The sequence below is a fragment of the Pedobacter sp. SL55 genome (genome assembly GCF_026625705.1).
In the GTDB taxonomy this organism is placed as follows: domain Bacteria; phylum Bacteroidota; class Bacteroidia; order Sphingobacteriales; family Sphingobacteriaceae; genus Pedobacter.
Map to the genome: position 1 here is coordinate 3,794,193 of NZ_CP113059.1, position 18,856 is coordinate 3,813,048.

15 protein-coding genes are annotated in these 18,856 nt (G+C 37.3%); 12 read left to right on the plus strand and 3 right to left on the minus strand.

Going from position 1 to position 18,856, the window contains the following annotated elements; genetic code table 11:
- Positions 1 to 40 precede the first annotated feature (40 nt).
- On the plus strand, positions 41 to 391 hold the full coding sequence (locus OVA16_RS16995; RefSeq protein WP_267761901.1) for a hypothetical protein: 351 nt from the start codon (positions 41 to 43) through the stop codon (positions 389 to 391).
- A gap of 36 nt (positions 392 to 427) precedes the next feature.
- On the opposite strand, the gene OVA16_RS17000 is transcribed toward OVA16_RS16995, so the two are convergent.
- Together OVA16_RS17000 and alaS are read right to left on the minus strand one after the other, a co-directional pair.
- Complete coding sequence (locus OVA16_RS17000) at positions 428 to 1,003, minus strand: hypothetical protein (protein WP_267761904.1); 576 nt, start codon at positions 1,001 to 1,003, stop codon at positions 428 to 430.
- Positions 1,004 to 1,116: 113 nt separating this feature from the next.
- Positions 1,117 to 3,750: an alanine--tRNA ligase gene (alaS, locus tag OVA16_RS17005; RefSeq protein WP_267761906.1), complete on the minus strand. Its 2,634-nt coding sequence runs from the start codon at positions 3,748 to 3,750 to the stop codon at positions 1,117 to 1,119.
- A 209-nt stretch (positions 3,751 to 3,959) separates the two neighbouring features.
- Here alaS and OVA16_RS17010 point away from each other — a divergent pair, with 209 nt between their 5' ends.
- The 11 genes from OVA16_RS17010 to OVA16_RS17060 all read left to right on the plus strand — a co-directional run bounded on the left by OVA16_RS17010 (position 3,960) and on the right by OVA16_RS17060 (position 18,113).
- A complete protein-coding gene (locus OVA16_RS17010; protein ID WP_267761908.1) occupies positions 3,960 to 4,295 on the plus strand; it encodes a MerR family transcriptional regulator in 336 nt (111 codons plus the stop codon).
- A 151-nt stretch (positions 4,296 to 4,446) separates the two neighbouring features.
- Complete coding sequence (locus OVA16_RS17015) at positions 4,447 to 5,250, plus strand: hypothetical protein (RefSeq protein WP_267761910.1); 804 nt, start codon at positions 4,447 to 4,449, stop codon at positions 5,248 to 5,250.
- Positions 5,240 to 7,303 carry a helix-hairpin-helix domain-containing protein gene (locus OVA16_RS17020; protein WP_267761912.1) on the plus strand — a complete coding sequence of 688 codons (2,064 nt, stop codon included), beginning with the start codon at positions 5,240 to 5,242 and terminating at the stop codon, positions 7,301 to 7,303. Before OVA16_RS17015 ends, OVA16_RS17020 begins: the two co-directional genes overlap by 11 nt.
- A gap of 147 nt (positions 7,304 to 7,450) precedes the next feature.
- Complete coding sequence (locus tag OVA16_RS17025; protein WP_267761915.1) at positions 7,451 to 8,440, plus strand: ComEC/Rec2 family competence protein; 990 nt, start codon at positions 7,451 to 7,453, stop codon at positions 8,438 to 8,440.
- Between the two features lie 28 nt (positions 8,441 to 8,468).
- Positions 8,469 to 8,903: a ComEC/Rec2 family competence protein gene (locus OVA16_RS17030; protein ID WP_267765422.1), complete on the plus strand. Its 435-nt coding sequence runs from the start codon at positions 8,469 to 8,471 to the stop codon at positions 8,901 to 8,903.
- The gene (locus OVA16_RS17035; protein ID WP_267761917.1) at positions 8,873 to 9,505 is read left to right on the plus strand and encodes a hypothetical protein; all 633 of its coding nucleotides are present in this window, start codon (positions 8,873 to 8,875) and stop codon (positions 9,503 to 9,505) included. The genes OVA16_RS17030 and OVA16_RS17035 overlap by 31 nt, the downstream gene beginning before the upstream one ends.
- Positions 9,506 to 9,545: 40 nt before the next feature.
- Positions 9,546 to 10,286 (plus strand): enoyl-CoA hydratase/isomerase family protein, encoded by a 741-nt coding sequence (locus tag OVA16_RS17040; protein WP_267765424.1) that lies wholly within the window; start codon positions 9,546 to 9,548, stop codon positions 10,284 to 10,286.
- A gap of 16 nt (positions 10,287 to 10,302) precedes the next feature.
- Positions 10,303 to 10,983, plus strand: coding sequence for a DUF4412 domain-containing protein (locus OVA16_RS17045; protein ID WP_267761920.1), 681 nt, complete (start codon positions 10,303 to 10,305; stop codon positions 10,981 to 10,983).
- Between the two features lie 161 nt (positions 10,984 to 11,144).
- Positions 11,145 to 12,929, plus strand: coding sequence for an LTA synthase family protein (locus tag OVA16_RS17050; RefSeq protein WP_267761922.1), 1,785 nt, complete (start codon positions 11,145 to 11,147; stop codon positions 12,927 to 12,929).
- Between the two features lie 118 nt (positions 12,930 to 13,047).
- Entirely contained in the window at positions 13,048 to 15,219 is a 2,172-nt protein-coding gene (locus OVA16_RS17055) for a S9 family peptidase (RefSeq protein ID WP_267761924.1), read from the plus strand.
- A 245-nt stretch (positions 15,220 to 15,464) separates the two neighbouring features.
- Positions 15,465 to 18,113, plus strand: coding sequence for a zinc-dependent metalloprotease (locus OVA16_RS17060; protein ID WP_267761926.1), 2,649 nt, complete (start codon positions 15,465 to 15,467; stop codon positions 18,111 to 18,113).
- Between the two features lie 82 nt (positions 18,114 to 18,195).
- On the opposite strand, the gene OVA16_RS17065 is transcribed toward OVA16_RS17060, so the two are convergent.
- Positions 18,196 to 18,705, minus strand: coding sequence for a YdeI/OmpD-associated family protein (locus tag OVA16_RS17065; protein WP_267761929.1), 510 nt, complete (start codon positions 18,703 to 18,705; stop codon positions 18,196 to 18,198).
- Between the last annotated feature and the right edge of the window lie 151 nt (positions 18,706 to 18,856).

Below are 18,856 nucleotides of genomic sequence, written 5' to 3' on the forward strand. Positions count from 1 at the left end.
TATTCGTAAAGGTTTTAAAACACACATAAAACTAAATGTTATGAAACGATTAATCTTAATGTTTACGGTTGCTATGGTAGCAGCCACATTACAAAGCGCCAACGCTCAAGTTAGTTTAAATATCAATATTGGTACACAGCCTAGGTATGGCTACTTTAACGATTATTACGTTAGACCAGTAGTTCATCGTACTTATTATGCTCCTGCTCCTAGAGTTGTTTATGTTAAACAAAACAATTTTTCGAGCCGCAGGTATTACAAGCCAGGAAAAAGAGTGGTTAGTCGTAATTACGTTAGGCCAGCTGCTAAACATTACGTTAAGAAAGCGCATTACAAACATTATAATAAGCCTGCCAAACACCATAGAGGTAACGGAAGAGGTAGACATTAATGATAAAGCCCCGATTATTTCGGGGCTTTATCATTTTTAAAATCTTTTGCCTAAAGAAATTCCAAGTCTAGGATATCCACCAGAAAAAGTATCATTACCTAGCAACCTGCCTCCGCCCAAAAACAACTCACCGATGATGCCATTGCGTGTTAAAAACTTAAATCCAGCTGCCACCCCTAAACCAAAATTGGTATATGTTTTATTTTCTGACTCGTTTATCGTATAATTATTTGAGTCGAAATAATATTGCGGTATATCTACAGAAATAACAGACGCATTGGCTTCTATAAAAAAACCATTAGCTTTTTGTTTCCCAAAATAAACCCTGTAATACGGAGTAAGTGCGAAGTTATAACGTTCGTCGTATACTGCCTTATCTGTTAAACTTACTGCTGCTGCCAATCCAAATCCTTGATTATCTGCAATTATTCTTTCGTAATTTACTTCGGCCAAGCCAAGAACAGTATTTAAAAGATTTAACTTAATCTCATTATTACCACCCTGACCAACAGAGTCGGCTCTTTTTTGTATGTCACTATTTTGCACGTTCTTTTGTGCAAAAACACATGTAGTCATTAATAATAGTAATGCGGCTAGTAAATTTTTCTTCATTGTTTCGAGTTTAATTAATTAAAAAGCAGGAGCCATAAATTATATCAATGACTTCTGCTCTTTTGAATTTATATTACGTTACAATAAAATATAACGCTACATTTTCGTGCTTTTTATTTTAAAAATGATTTAGCTTTTTCAATTGCCCTGTCCATACCAGCAGCATCTTTACCACCAGCCGTGGCATAAAATGGTTGGCCACCGCCACCACCTTGAATTTCTTTAGCTAGTTCTCTTACAATCTGCCCTGCATTGTATCCCTTTGCTTTAACCAATTCATCGTCAATAGCTACGGTTAATTGAGGTTTACCATCTATTACCACACCTAAAACTAAGAACAGATTTTGCACTGCGCCTTTAATGGCATAAGCTAAAGTTTTCACTGCATCGGCGTTTGGCAAGTCTACTGTAGTTGCAATAAAGTTCACGCCATCAATAGTTTGCATTTGTTTTTCTAAATCAGTTCTTAATGCCACCGCACGCTCGGTAATGCTTTTTTCAATCTCCTTTTTAAGTGCAGTATTGTCTTCTATGATTTTACCCAAGGCAGAAACAAAGTCTTTCGGGTTGTTCATTAAAGCATTCAAGTTCTTTACCAAGTCGAAATGTTCGCGAATAACAGCTGCAGAACGTTGGCCGGTAATGGCTTCTATCCTACGTACACCTGCTGCAACTGCACTTTCTGCTGTTAACTTAAAGAAACCAATTTGGCCGGTAGCTTTTACGTGTGTACCACCACAAAGTTCTTTCGAGAAATGGTCATCAAAAGTAATTACACGCACAAAATCTCCATATTTCTCGCCAAACAAAGCCGTTACACCGCTATCAATTGCTTCCTGATAAGGAACGTTTCTTTGTTCTTTTAAAGGAATATTTTCACGAATTTTCGCGTTTACGATATCTTCAATCTGGTTCAATTCCTCATCAGTTACCTTAGCAAAGTGCGAAAAATCAAAACGCAGGTAATCTGCATTCACTAAACTACCTTTCTGGTTTACATGGCTACCTAAAACCTGTTTCATAGCGGCATGCAATAAATGCGTAGCCGAGTGGTTATTTTCCGAAGCTTTACGTTTATCTTCATCAATTACTGCCCAAAACTTGCCCTCTAAATCTACTGGTAAAGTATCTGTAAAGTGTACAATTACACCGTTTTCTTTTTTGGTATCGGTAATTTCTACCCAAAACTGTCTGCTATGGTCTTCTAAACGCCCGGTATCTCCCACCTGACCACCACTTTCAGCATAAAAAGGTGTTTGAGCCAACACAATTTGATATTGCTCTTTCCCTTTTGTCTTTACTTTTCTGTATTTAACAATTTCGGTTTCTATTTCTGTTAAATCGTAACCTACAAACTCAGTTTCTCTGTCTTCGTTTACAATTACCCAATCTCCAGTATCAATAGCGGTTGCCGCACGAGAACGATTTTTTTGTTCTTCTAATGCTTTATTAAAGCCTTCCATATCTACCGAAAGACCTTTTTCGCGAGCCATTAAATCCGTTAAATCTATCGGAAAACCAAAAGTATCATATAATTCGAAAGCGAAATTACCATCGATAACTTTACCACCATCGTATTTTTCGAAGCGCTGAATACCTGTAGCTAAAGTCCTTAAGAAAGAAACTTCCTCTTCTAAAACTACCTTTTGTACAAAGTCTTTTTGCAAATACAGCTCATCAAAAACACCTTTAAACTGCTCTGCCAAAACAGGCACCAACTGATTTAAAAACGGTTCTTTTAAGTTTAGGAAAGTGTAAGCATAACGCACTGCTCTACGTAAAATACGGCGAATTACATAGCCAGCTTTGTTGTTAGAAGGTAACTGTCCATCGGCAATTACGAAAGAGATGGCACGAATATGATCTGCCATTACACGCATCGCCACCGCTTCATTCCAGCCTTTTTCTCCCGGCTCGGCACTGCCTATGTATTCAAATCCAGATTTTTCTGCAATAAAGTTGATTAAAGGAGTAAAAACATCGGTATCGTAGTTAGATGTTTTACCTTGCAACACACGCACCAAACGTTCAAAGCCCATTCCTGTATCTACGTGCTGAGCCGGAAGTGGTTGCAAAGAACCGTCTTTTAAGCGGTTAAACTGCATAAATACATTGTTCCAAATCTCAATTACCTGAGGATGGTCTGCATTAACCAAAGATTTTCCGCGGCCATCGGCACGCTCTTCGGCAGTACGGCAATCTACGTGAATTTCAGAACAAGGCCCACATGGACCGGTATCGCCCATTTCCCAAAAATTATCTTTCTTATTCCCTAAAACAATACGATCTTCGGGAACAAATTGTTTCCAAAGTTCAAATGCTTCGGTGTCCATCGGTAAACCTTCTTTTTCATCGCCCTCAAATACAGAAACATACAATTGCTCTTTCGGAATTTTATACACTTCTGTTAACAATTCCCAGCTCCAAGCAATGGCTTCTTTTTTGAAATAATCGCCAAAACTCCAGTTGCCCAACATTTCGAACATGGTATGGTGGTAAGTATCGATACCAACCTCTTCCAAATCGTTATGCTTGCCCGAAACACGTAAGCAACGTTGTGTATCAACCACACGAGGATATTTTACAGCGGCTTCTCCCAAAAACAAATCTTTAAATTGGTTCATTCCAGAATTGGTAAACATCAAAGTTGGGTCGTTTTTAACCACAATAGGTGCCGATGCCACAATATGATGTTGCTTGCTTTTGAAAAACTCTAAAAAGGTCTGTCTTATTTCTTTCGCTGTCATTTTTATATGTTTTTTAGGTATTAGGGACAAGGTATTAGGGAATTAATAACCCCATCATCTTAACCAAAATCCCTTTGTGTTCTTTGTGTCTTAGTGGTAATAATTAATGAGCAACAAAATTATAATTTTATTGTGGTTTTCTGCTAAAATCGGTTTACATTTGAGCACTTTAAGTAAAATCTATAATCGTTTAATAATCAACACCAAACATGCCTTACAAAGAAAGAGAAATCAATAAAATGTATTATACCATGGGCGAAGTAACCGAAATGTTTGATGTAAATGCTTCGCAGATTAGGTTTTACGAGAAGGAATTTGAAATACTTAAACCCAAAAAAAACAAAAAAGGAAATCGTCTTTTTACACCAGAAGATATAGAAAACCTTAAAATTATTTTCCATCTGGTAGATGATAAAGGTTTTACTCTAAAAGGAGCTAAAGAACACATGAAAAGTAACAGTGGCGAAGTTAAAGAAAACCAAAAGATTATCGATTCGTTAGAGCGCTTAAAAGATTTTCTCTTGAAACTAAATGATGAGATTTGATAGTTCATTGGTTCATTGGTTCACTAGTTCATTTGTCATGGCTCATTGGTTCATTGATTATTGGTTCATTGTTTATTGGTTATTATTTAATTGTTCGATTTGATTATTTACTTTAAACATTATTTCCTAAATTGCTCTTACCAAACAGCCTATGCATAAAATTTTACTAGTTTTTATTCTGTCTTTATTTATTAATAGTGCCTTTGGCCAATACAACCAAGGAGCAAGATTAACAGCCATGGGTAATGCCAGTGCCGCTGTAAAAGACATTTGGAGTTTAAATGCAAACCCTGCCGGAATAACCTCACAAAAATCGCCAGTAGCAGCATTAAACTACGCACGTTATTTATTTGGCGATGAGCTTAGCGAACAAAGTTTTGCCTTTGTATTGCCTTTTAACAACAATTTTGCAGGAGTTAGCATTAACAGGTACGGCATTAGCGAATTTAACGAAATTAAAGCTGGCTTTGGTTTGGCCAAAAGCTTTGGCGAAGATTTATCTATTGGAGTTAAAGCCAACGTTCATCAAATAAAAATAACCAATTATGGTAATGCCACTACTTTTTCTGTTGATGCAGGAGTAAACTATGCATTGAGCCAACAAATTGGCTTAGGCTTGTACGTTAACAATCCGTCTTCGCAAGCCTATAAAGCTACCAACGCCGAAACCTACATACCAACTGCCGTACATCTTGGAGCCACTTACACTCCTTCTAATAAATTAATTTTAGCGGCAACCATTTCTAAAGATTTTGAGCGAAAATTTGATGTTGGTGTAGGTGTAGATTATAAATTTTATGAGCTGTTGAGCTTACGAGGCGGCTTAAGCGCCAAGCCTTTTAAACAGTATTTCGGCATCGGCCTAAATTATCAAAAATTGATTATGGATATCGCGGTAGAAAGTCATCCGCAAATTGGTTATACCCCTCAAATTGGTTTGTCGTATGCGTTTTAAACTATTTATATTGGCTGCTTTTTTGCTGATTGGTTTTGTCGCAAAGGCACAAACACAAGAAGACCAACTCATTAAAGACTTGATAGAAAGCATCGCCGAAAATTTACCGGAAGACTATGATCTTTCTGAACTACAGGATCGTTTAACGTATTTCAGGAAACATCCCATTAACCTAAACAATACCAATGCCGAAGAATTAAAGACCTTGGTGTTCCTATCGCCGCTTCAAATTAGCAATTTATTTGAGCACATCAGAAAAAATGGAAAGCTAATCGACTTATTAGAACTGCAAAGCATAGCCGAATTTGATTTGCAAACCATACAAAGGTTAATGCCTTTTGTAACCCTAAGCCAAAGCTCTACTGTAGATAAAATTACCGCTGCCAATTTAGCCAAGTATGGCAACAACGATTTAATTTTACGTTACGGCAGAGTAATAGAAAAAACGAGAGGCTATACCGATTTGCCCGGAAGCAGGTATTTAGGCACACCAGACAGGTATTTATTAAGATACCGTTACACCTATTCTAACCGTGTTTCGGCATCTTTGGTAATGGAGAAAGATGCTGGAGAATACCTTTTTAAGAACCCTAAACCAGCTTCTTATTTTTTCCCATCTAACTACACCGATTTCATGTCTGGTCACGTAGCAATTTTAAATACGGGCAGGTTTAAAAAAATTGTTTTGGGCGATTACACCATGCAGTTTGGCCAAGCACTAACGCTTTGGTCGGGCTTTGCGTTCGGGAAATCTCCAGATGTAACTGGCGTAGTAAAACGCGATGTAGGTTTACGCCCGTACACTTCGGCCAACGAATTTGCTTTTTTGCGTGGGGCAGCGGCTACCGTAACCGTAGCAAAAAACATAGACTTCTCTCCTTTCTTTTCGCATCGTAAACTCGATGCCAGTTTAAGCACAAATGCTAACGGCGAAACAACGGTATCCTCAATTAACGAAACCGGCTTACACAGAACACAAAACGAGATGAACAATAAAAACAGCACCGAACAAATTGTTTACGGTGGCGTTTTACAATACCGCGTTACCGGCCTAAGCATTGGCGCAGTAGCCTACCATACCTCGTTTAACAGATTGTTCGTACCGGGCTCTAGTGTTTATCAAAGTTTTAATTTTGCCGGAAAAGAATTAACCAACGTAGGTGCCCATTACAGCTACACCTATAAAAATTTCTACTTCTTTGGCGAATTTGGAAAATCATTGGATGCAGGTTTAGCCTATGTAAATGGTGCCTTGGTAAGTTTATCATCTACTGTATCTGCCGTGGTTTTGCACAGAAATTACCAAAAAAATTATCACAACTTTTTTAATCAGGCAACTGCCGAAGCCAGCGAAGCTTTCAATGAGAAAGGGCTTTATGCTGGCTTAAACATCAACCCATCTAAAGTTTGGAGCATTCAATTATATGGCGATTATTTCAAATATCCTTGGTTGCGTTTCCGTGTAGATGCACCATCTGATGGTTATGAACTTTTAAGTCAGGTAACCTATAGTCCTACCAAAACTTTCAGAGCTATTTTAAGGTTTAAATCTGAGGTTAAGCAGCAAAACACCAACTTAACAGTACCTTACAACTATCTCGACAATGTAAAACGAGAAAACTATCGTGCAGAAGTGAAATGGGCCATTGGTAAATCCTTTGGTTTTCAAAACAGAGTAGAAGTAGTACAGTTTAAAAAAGGCGATGCCAATGCCGAGTTTGGCTATTTGGCTTACCAAGATGTGAGCTACAGTCCACTTTCATCTAGGCTTTCTGGAAATATAAGGGTAGCTTATTTTAACACGGCATCTTACGACAGTAGAATTTACGCTTACGAAGATGATGTATTGTACAACTTTACTTTTGGCTTGTATAACGGAAAAGGGGTACGAGGCTATGCCAATTTAAAATACAGGTTAGCGAAAAGGTTGGATGTTTGGGGCAGATACGCACTTTACAATTACGATAACGTAGAAACCGTTGGCTCTGGCCTAGATCAAATAGAAGGTAAAATGAAATCGGAAATGAGAGTACAATTGAGGTATCAGTTTTAATTGAGGGATTAGGGATTAGGGATTAGGGATTAGGGATTAGGGATTAGGGATTAGGGATTAGGGATTAGGGACAACAATTAACCAAGTATACAGTTTGAACAAGTAACTAAAAATGTGATATTCAGGGCGGAAATAGTATTCGTTAAAATGCTTTTGCCGTTAATCTTCGGCATTACCTTAGGATACTATTTTCAAAACAAACAACTATTAGGAGTAACAACAAAAGTGCTGCCATGCCTCCTACTAATTGCGTCTTTAATCAATATTTTCTACAAAAAATTTAAAGGCTGGCAATACAAAAAAACAATTGCTAGCTTTTACTATCTGATATTTTTTATCCTGGGAATTTTTTTAACCTTATTTCATACCCATTTTTTAAATAAAGATTACTTTGCCAAAAAACAATACCAGCAATTAAAAGTATGGGTTAATAGCGAACCCGAGCAAACAAACGATATTGTTAGGTTTGAAGTGGTTGTTACCAATGGATACCTCAACAATTCTGAAGAAAAATGTACAGGAAATCTGTTAATTGCATTAAAAATAGATAGCCTGTCTCCTATTCATCTTAATTATGGGGACGAACTAATGATATTAGCTAACTATCTTCCAGTTGAGCCGCCATACAATCCGGCTGAATTTAATTTTAAACAATGGTTAGCTAGCAAAAACATTTACCACCAAAGTTTTATCAGACAAGATGAATTAGTTAAACTGCGAGAAAATCAGGGAAACCCAATTATAAAATATGCTTTAGAAGTTAGACAAAAGCAAATAGCTACTTACAGAAAACTGATTAAAGATAATGAAGCATTTGCAGTAGCATCTACCTTAATTTTAGGTTACCGTGCCGATTTAAGCAAAGAAACCCTAGCCGCTTATAGCAAAACTGGAACCATTCATGCCTTATCGGTTTCTGGTATGCATGTGGGTATCATCTACATTATGCTCAACTGGTTACTTTCTTTTTTAGACAGAAAAAATGCAGGTAGAATATTTAAGGTAACGCTCATTTGTGCCCTAATTTGGTATTATTCTTTACTTACTGGTTTTTCTCCATCGGTGTTAAGATCTGCAGTAATGCTTACTGTTTTTATTTTGGCAAAACAACTAAAAAAGAAGCACCAACAGCTATAACATCTTAGCTTTTACTGCATCTGGGTTACTGGTATATGATCCTTTTTTAATTTGGGATGTAGGTTTTCAACTATCATTTTTAGCCGTATTTGGTTTAGTTTATTATCAACCAAAAATCTATAATTGGTTGTATTTCAAAAATAAATGGGCTGATAAATTATGGGCTGCCGTTGCTATGAGCTTGGCAGCGCAATTAGCTACGCTACCGCTCAGCATTTACTATTTCCATCAGTTCCCGGTATATTTTATCATTAGCAACCTCTTCATACTCATCCCTATTACCATTTTAATGTACCTTGGCATTGCAATTTTACTTGTAAGGGTTTATTTTTTGGCACCAATATTCGAGTGGATCATTACTTTTACCAACCAAGGTTTAAAATGGATTTCCAATCTACCTTACGCTGGCATTACCGAAATTTGGCTCAACAAATGGCAGTTGTTTCTTTTTTCACGCTTGTAATTTTACTAACAGTAGGTTTTGCTCACTACAAAAAGAAGTATATACTTGCAGGTTTTCTATCTTTATTGATTATTCAACTAACATTTGCCTACCAAAAAATAACAGCCGCCCAGCAAGAAGAATTGGTTTTGTTTAGCTTGAGAAAAAACCTTGCAGCGGCATTTATTAAAGGAAATAAAGTCATTTTGCTAACCGATCTTGATACTGATGATAGAAATTTTGAGTTTTTCGTTAAACCTGCACTAGATCAGAAGAAAGTTAAAAATATTCAATTTGTAAATTGGAATGATGACTTTGAATCTGAACTCGTGCTTAAAAAGGAATATCAAATTAATTACAGAGGAAAGCGCTTTTTATTGATGGATGAAAAATTTAACTATAAAAAACTCAGTCAAAATCATAGATTTGATTTTGTTTGGATCCACAACAGTCCGAAGCAACAACTTGCAACGTTAAGAGAAGAAATTGATTTTTCGACTTTAATTATTGATGCGAGCAACAAAGATTATTTAATTAAGAAATTTGGACAACAAGCAGATAGTTTAAAAGTAACTGCTTATATCCTCAAAAAGCAAAAAGCGGTAATACTGAACTTAAAATAAAACATGGAAACCTTAGCATTTTTACAGCGTTGAAAATCGCATTGCCGAAATTACCATCAACAGACCCGACAAAAGAAATGCCCTAAATCCAACACTAGTTGCACAACTAACGGCTGCATTTTTAAAAGCACAAAGTGATGCAAATGTAAAAGTGGTGGTTTTAAAAGCCAGCGGCGATGTTTTTAGTGCCGGTGCAGATTTAGCGTACATGCAACAGCTTCAGCACTTCTCTTACGATGAAAATGTACAAGATTCTGCCGCTTTAAAAAATCTTTTCGAAACCATTCGCACCTTACCTAAAGTAGTAATTGCGCAAGTTGAAGGGCATGCAATTGCAGGCGGATGTGGCTTGGCTACCATCTGCGATATTATTTATGCCGTACCAGAAGCTAAATTTGGCTACACCGAAGTAAAATTAGGTTTTGTGCCTGCTATTGTAAGTTGTTATTTGGTACAAAAAGTAGGCGAAACATTAGCTAAAAAACTATTGCTCAGCGGAGAACTATTCAGTGCAGATGAGGCACTTACATATAATCTCATCACTAACGTAACAAAAGCCAGCGAAATCAATCAAATTGTACGTGAATTTGCATTAAATTTGGCGAACAATGCCTCGGGCAATTCGCTTACATTAACTAAACAACTCATTAACCAAACCACCAACACTTGGCTCGATAGTTGTTTAGACAATGCGATAAAAGTAAATGCTAAAACCAGAGAAAGCACCGATTTCAAAAAAGGAATTGCTTCTTTCTTAGCAAAAGAAAAAATTAATTGGTAACTAAACTTTAAAAAATATGATGTTTAAATCAGTAAAAACGGGATTTTTAGCCACTATTTTAGTAGCTACAGCAGTAATGGCAAACGCCCAAAAGAAAATCTCTCAGGGTACAGTAACTTACGGTGTAGAGTACTCTTTACCAGCAGAACAAGCTTCCATGGCTTCGCAATTACCTAAAGAGCAAAAAGTAAAATTTAGTGGTAATGTAATGCGTATGGATATGCAACAAGGCCCAGCATCTATTGGTATTTTGCAAGATTTTGTACAAAAAACTGGCTTAATGCTAATTGATGTGCCAATTGCACAAATGCAGTATGCCGTTAAAATGAGTAAAGAAGAAATTGAGCAAGCCGAAGCTTCTGCCCCAAAATTAATCGACTTTAAAGCTACTGGCGAGAAACAAAAAGTAGGCGACTACAACGCAGAGAAGTATAGCTATAAAGACGATAAAGGTGGAACTTACGAATTATGGGCTACAAACGATATCGAACTGCCTAATGGATTTGCTGGTTCTCAGTTTAAAGATATCAAAGGTTCTTTAGTTAAGTACACTACTTTTCAAAACGGAATGAAAGTAACTTTAACTGTAAAAAGTATCTCAGAAGACAAAGTTGGACCATTTTCTTTAGAAGTACCTAGCGGTTACGAACTTAAAACCATGCAAGAAATTATGGCTATGCAAGGTGGCGGAGAGTAAGACCAAATTATTTCAACATTCACTAGCCCACGACCAAAATCGTGGGCTATTTTGCATGCTCTTTTTTAGTAATTTAGCGGCCCATGTTTAAAAGTCTTATTTTCTTTGTCAGGTACTTTCTGTTCTGGCTACTCTATTTCGCTGTAGATAGGTTCATCTTTATGTTTGTTTTTCATACCAAACTACGAAATATCCCACTTTCTGAAAAATTTGCAGCATACTATCATGCACTAAGATTAGACTTCTCAACTACCGCCTACCTGTCTGTTATTCCATTGTTAATTTACACCTTTTGGTACTTTACCGATAGAGAAAAAATAAACTTCAATTGGGTAAAAAAGTACAATGCGGTGTTTATTGTGTTGTTTAGCCTTATTTCGGTTATCAATTTCAATATCTATCGCGAGTGGGGAAGCAAAATCAACTCTCGTGCTATAGAATTTGCTATCCGCACACCTAATGAGTCGCTAGCCTCGGGTGCTTCATCTCCTATTTTGCAAACGCTGTTAGTGCTAATTGTTTTACTGGCAGTTGGTTTCTACCTTAATTTTGTGCTCGTTAAGCGTGATGTGCAATTTTATAAAACACCTTTATGGGCAAAGTTTTCGATTACCATACTAACACTAAGCTTAAATTTTCTGCTTATTCGTGGAGTTGGCAATGCGCCAAACTCTCAAAGTATGGCTTTTTTCTCCACACATCAAATCTTAAACCATGCTTCGCTAAACACAGAGTGGAACTTGGTATCGAGTATATTGGCCAATGGTAAAATCAAAAAAAACCGATATGTCTATCAATATCAAAAACTCGCTGATTTAGAAGTTAAAAATTTATATCACGTAGAAAAAGACACTACCATTTCTATTCTTAATACCTCGAAACCTAACGTTGTAATTTTCATTTTAGAAAGTTTTACAGCCGATTTAACCAAAACCCTAGGCAACGAAAATGGCATTACGCCTAATTTAGACAGTTTAGCTAAAAATGGGGTTTTATTTAGCCAAATTTATGCAACGGGCAACCGTACAGATAAAGGATTAATAGGATCGCTTACTGGTTTCCCTACCCTAGCTGTAGCCAACATTGTAAGTTGGCCAGAAAAAATGCAGAAAATTCCGGCAATCAGTCAAAAATTATATCAAAACGGATATCAAACTTCGTTTTATTATGGCGGCGAATCAAAGTTCGACAACTATAAAGCATTTATCTTAGGTCATCAATATAAAAAGCTAACAGATCGAAACAATTTCGAGAAGAAAGACATGAGTTCTAATTGGGGCGCTTATGATGGCTTGGTTTTTAACAGACAGTTAGCCGATGCCAACCAAACTCAGCAACCTTTTTTTTCAACCATTTTATCGTTAACCAACCACGAACCTTTTGAGTTGCCCGTAAATTACAAATTTGGCAGCGCTAGTAATGTACAGCGCTTTAAAAGCACTGCTTTTTACACCGACTCCTGCATTGGAAGCTATTTGAGCGAAGCAAAAAAACAGCCTTGGTATAAAAATACGTTATTTGTTTTTGTTGCCGACCATGGCCATACGCTACCTAAAAATAACCACGAAATTTACGAACCTCAACGGTATCACATTCCATTGATATTTTATGGAGATGTAATTAAGAATAATTTTAGAGGTAAAATATTTGACCACACAGGCAGCCAACAAGACCTCTCAGCCACTTTGCTTTCGCAACTCAATATCAACAGTAAAGATTTTAAATGGAGCAAAAACCTACTTAACCCATACAGCAAAAATTTTGCTTATTTTAGCTGGGACAATGGTTTTGGCTTTATAAATAATGGCCATGCCGTAACTTTTGATAATTTGGGGAAAAGCGTACTTTATAACAATAAGCCAAAAGACACTAAACAGACTAACCAAATTTTAAATACCGGAAAAGCGTACATCCAATCTGCTTATCAACATTTTATCGACCTTTAACCAACAGTAAAAATAAACCTTAACAACTTATACAAATGAAACCATCATGATTTTTCGAACCACACAACGGGATGAATAAATCTGGTGGCTTCATTACCTTTAAAAACAATTTATAAAGATGAAAATTACCAAATTATTTATTGCTTTTACCTTAGCCTCACTTTTAGGGATAAGCTTTGCAAAAGCACAAAGAGGCGGTATAAACTGGACCAAAGATGGTAGCAGTTATTACCAAAATACCGGCGGAGAAATAATAACCATTACGCTGCCAAAAAACGAAAGAAAAACCATTGTAAGCAGTGCATTGTTAACGCCACAAAATGCAACAAGCCCGCTTAGAGTAAGAAGTTTTCAATTAACTGATGATGGAAGCAAAGCATTGATTTACACCAACACCAAAAGAGTTTGGCGTCAAGATAGCCGAGGCGATTATTGGGTTGCTGATATTGCCAACAATACGCTAAAGCAAATTGGAAAAGGCAAACCTGTATCGTCTTTAATGTTTGCTAAGTTTTCTCCAGATGGCTCTAAAGTGGCTTATGTTAGTGAGCACAATGTGTATGTAGAAGATTTAGCCAGCGGTAATATCAAAGCGCTTACTACCGATGGAACAAGCAGAATGATTAACGGAACTTTTGATTGGGTTTACGAAGAAGAATTTGGTTGTTTAGATGGTTTTAGATGGGCTCCAGATAGCAAATCGATAGCTTATTGGCAAATTGATGCTACCAAAATCAGAAATTTTTTGATGATCAACAACACTGACTCGATCTACTCGTTTAATGTTCCTGTAGAATATCCAAAAGTTGGTCAAGATCCATCCTCTTGTAAAATTGGTGTGGTAGATATCGCTACTGCTAAAACCAATTGGTTGGCTGTTCCGAGTAGTGCTGTTCAAAACTACATCCCTCGTATGGATTGGATACCAAACACTAACGAAATTATCTTGCAACAATTAAACCGTGAGCAAAACCAAAGCAAATTATTTGTAGCTAATGCCACCAGCGGTGCCGTTAACGAAATTTATAAAGAAACCAATACATCGTGGATAGATGCCCAAGATCAATTCATTTGGTTAAACGGAAACAAAGAATTTATCTATCAAACTGAAAAAGATGGCTACAACCACTTTTATCGCATAAGCAAAGATGGTAAAAAGGAAACTTTAATTACCAAAGGCAATTACGATGTGATTGATTTAAGCTTGGTTGACGAGAAAAACAATACCATCTATTTTATGGCTTCGCCTAACAATGCTACCCAAAAATATCTTTACAAAACAAAATTAGACGGCAAAGGCAAATTAGAAATGGTTACGCCATCTGTTTTACCTGGTACACATAGTTATTCTATTTCTCCGAACGGGCTTTTTGCTCGCCATAGCTATAATAGTTCTACCGTTGCACCAGTTACCGAATGGATGAACTTTGCCACCAACAATCCATTAAGTATGGAAGGCAGCATTACGAGCCAGTTAGGCAAACAGCAAGCCATTAAAAACAAAGTAGAATTTTTTAAGGTAACTACCGAAGATGGCGTTGAAATGGACGGTTGGATGAAAAAACCAGACAATTTTGATGCGACAAAGAAATATCCGGTAGTATTTTATGTGTACGGCGAGCCCGCTACACAAACTGCAGCTGATGTTTGGGGTGCTGGAAGAAATGGCCTATACGCTGGCGACATGGCTAAAGATGGCTACATCTACATTTCTATGGATAACCGTGGGGCGCCAGTGCCAAAAGGTACTGCTTGGAGAAAAGCAATTTACAAGAATATTGGTGTAATCAATATCCGCGACCAAGCCATGGCTACCAAAAAATTATTGGCAACTTATCCGTTTATGGATAAAGATCGTGTAGCTGTACATGGTTGGAGCGGTGGAGGTTCATCAACCTTAAATTTATTGTTCCAATATCCAGAAATCTACAAAACAGGCATTGCGGTAGCAGCCGTAGCCAATCAGTTAACTTACGACAACATTTATCAAGAGCGTTACATGGGTACGCCTTTTCCTACCACAGATGCTTATGTAAAAGGTTCGCCAATTACTCATGCAAAAAACCTAAAAGGAAACTTGTTATACATACATGGCACTGGCGATGATAACGTACATTATCAAAATGCAGAAATGTTGATTAACGAATTAGTGAAACATAAAAAAGTTTTCCAATTAATGAGCTATCCAAACCGCACACACAGTATTGGCGAAGGCGAAGGAACTAGAGAACACTTAGCTTTAATTTTTACTAAATTTTTAAAAGAAAACTGTCCTCCAGGAGGAAGATAAAATTAGCCATCTATTAATTTCACAAAGGCGGAGCAATTACAAGTTCCGCCTTTGTGTTTTCAACATTTTTGTGAGTTCTCAACATTTTTTAAATTGTTGCAACATTTTCAATTTGTCGTCGTCTAATTCACAATCGGATATTTAATATTCGACCTTAATTAATTAACTTGCTAAAAATTAACGGGAAGAAATAAAAGCATTCCAACCCACTCCAATCAACTCAGTAAACACTAACTAACTTAAAAATGAAGAAACATTTATGGTTAATTCCTGCTGCTGCACTATTTGCTTTAAGTGCTAACGCTCAGGAAACAAAAAAAGCAGACAAACCTGCCGACACCACAAAAAAGGTTGCACCAACAACGCCACCAACCCCGCCAAAACCAACCGTTGCTGATAAAACCAAATCGAGCAAAAAAATTGATGGCTTATTTACGCTTTACAAAGATACGGTTACAGGCAGCTTACAGTTGTATATCAAAAAAGATCAATTAGGTAAAGATTACATTTACCAAAGTTTTTCTATGGGTGGCCCAACTAGATTGTTCCTTAACCAAAACATGATCAGAAACACCAAATTGTTTCAAATTAAACAAGTTGATGATAAGGTTGAGTTCTTAGAAAAAAACACTGCTTTTTATTACGACCCAGCTAATCCGGTAAGTAAAGCAGCCAACGTAGACGTTTCTGATGCGGTTTTCTTTGCAGATAAATTTAGTGCTAAAGACGATAATGGCTATTTAATATCTGTAGATGGCTTGTTTTTAAGCGATAAACTTGATCCGGTAAAACCTACCACGCCTCCAGGATTGCCTCCAGGTGCAATGTTTAACTTAGGTAGCTTAAATACGGCTAAATCAAAATATCAAACGGTAAAATCTTTTAATGGTAATACCGATGTAGTAGTTGATTTAGCTTACGACAACCCTAACCCATTAAACGGCGGTGGTAAAGACATTACCGATGCTAGGTATGTTCGTGTTAAAATGCAACACTCTTTCTTGGAAGTTCCTCAAAACGATTTCAGACCTCGTAGAGACGACCCCAGAGTAGGTTATTTCGGAGCTGAAGTAGATAATTTAACGTCTGTAGATGCTACACCTTATAAAGATTTCATTAGCCGTTGGAACTTGAAAAAGAAAAACCCGAACGCCAAATTAAGTGAGCCAGTAGAACCAATTGTTTTCTGGATTGAGAACACTACACCTGTAGAATATCGTTCTATTATTAAAGAAGCGGGCGAAAAATGGAATGAGGCTTTTGAAAAAGCTGGTTTCAAAAACGCAGTAGTGATGAAGCAAATGCCAGATGATGCTACTTGGGATCCATCAGACATTGCTTATAATGTAATCCGCTGGGTATCTTCGGCCTACCCTTCTTACGGCGCCATTGGTCCAAGCTTCTACAACCCGTTAACAGGACAAATTTTAGGTGCAGATATTACTGTAGAATGGAAATCGGGTGCTGGTACTGCTGTACAAGACCAATTATACAATGGTGGGCCATCAATGGCGATGAACTTACCTTGGGAAAATCCTATTGAAGCTGTAGCTGCAACACAACAAGGCGCACACAACCACGGCGATAAAAACCACATGGCTTTTTGTTCATTAGCTCATGAGTTAAGCATGCAATATCAAACTGGTTTAGCAGCTATTGAAGTTTTAGATGCTGATGTTTCTGAAGCAGCGAGAGCAGCAACCGTTAAAGAAATGCACAAACAGTTCTTGTACTATCTAATTATGCATGAAATGGGCCATACTTTAGGCTTAAATCACAACATGAAAGCTAGTCAGATGTTAAGCCCAGCTCAAATGAACGATAAGAGCTTAACCCGTAAAATTGGTTTGCAAGGTTCGGTAATGGATTACCCGGCAATCAACGTAAGCAGCGATCGTAGCAAACAAGGCGATTACTATACAACCAAAGCTGGACCTTATGATTTATGGGCAATTGAATACGGCTACACTCCTTTCAGCGAGAAAGAAGAAGAAGCCGGCTTAAATAAAATCTTGAGCAGAAGTACCGATCCGCAATTGGCTTTTGGTAACGATGCTGATGATATGCGTAGCCCAGGTGGCGGTATAGACCCAAGAGTTAATGTGAACGACCACACTAACGATATGGTAACTTATGGCGAAGATCGTTTTAAATTGATCAACAGCATGATCCCTAAATTGAAAGAGAGATTTGCTAAACCTAACCAAAGCTACCAAGATTTACGTAGCAAATATTACCAACTTAATGGCCAACGTGCTAGCATGGCAGCAGCTTTAAGTCGTTACATTGGTGGGGTTTATGTAGATCGTAGCTTTGTAGGGCAACAAACTACCACAGCTCCATTTACACCAGTACCAGCTGAATATCAAAAGAAAGCTTTGGCCTTGCTAAGCACTTACGTTTTTGCACCTAATGCATTCGATGCCGACAAAGCCTTATTCCCTTACCTACAAATACAACGTAGAGGTTTTGGTTTCTTTGGCAGTACAGAAGATGTGAAGCCGCAAAGCACTTTCCTTTCTTTACAGTTAGGAACTTTAGCACAGTTGTTGCACCCAACTACATTGAGCAGAATTAACAACAGTGGCTTATACGGCAATACTTATTCTGTAGCCAGCGTGATGAACGATTTAACTGACGATATCTTTGCTGCTGATTTAAAAAGCAACGTAAACCTGTTCCGTCAAAACTTACAGACAGAATATGTTAAAGCTGCTGCGGCTATTGTTGCCGCTCCAGGTGGTTACGATAATGCAAGTAAAGCTGCCGCTTTGGCTACTTTAGTGAAAATTAAAGGTCAGTTAGCTACGGCTTCAAGCTCAGATGAGCAAACCAAAGCACACAGAACTGCATTAACTTTCTTAATAGACAAGGCTACTGCGGTAAGCAAATAAAAAAGTTTAGCTTTAAACAGAAACTCCCCGTAGGTAAATTCTTACGGGGAGTTTTTTTGCTTTTTAAAATTATCTGAAAATATCATCTATCTCTCTTGTTACTCCGCAACATCAAACCAAAATCTTGTTTCAATGCCATGGCGTTAACAATCATCACTAAACGTTTGGTTCGGGTAACTTCTGTTTTTGCTGTATTTAACCAATTGATAAAATAATTTTGGTGTGATTTGGTATACGATAAAAATTGCTCCAACACCCCATCTTCTTGAGCCAAGCAAATTTCCAGATCTTCGGGCATTTCTACTTTATAATCTATATCGTGCTCCAAAGAAAGTGAAACTGGCTGGCCCGCTTCTTTTTTTAGTTGCTTACGCATTTTTCCATCTAAAGGCAAGATAAAATCTCCATCGCCCATTGGCAATAAACTTTTTCCGCTAATTTGTAGATTATCTATTTGTCCACGAACACGAAACGATCTATTGTCACCAGATTTAATTTGCTGCGCAACAGTTTCTGGAATAAAAATATAGCTCCAGCCGGTTTTTTCGCCATTACTCTCGAATTTTTCTATTTCAGCATTGAACTGTACCATGGTTTAAAGATAAAAGAATAACCACAAAAAAGCTCAACTCTTTAAACCAAAAAAAGATGTCATGAAATGCAAGCTTTAGATTGCTTACAGTCATGACATCCTTTTTAAAATACCTAAGAACCTGAGTTCGGTTATTATTTGTTTATTTTAC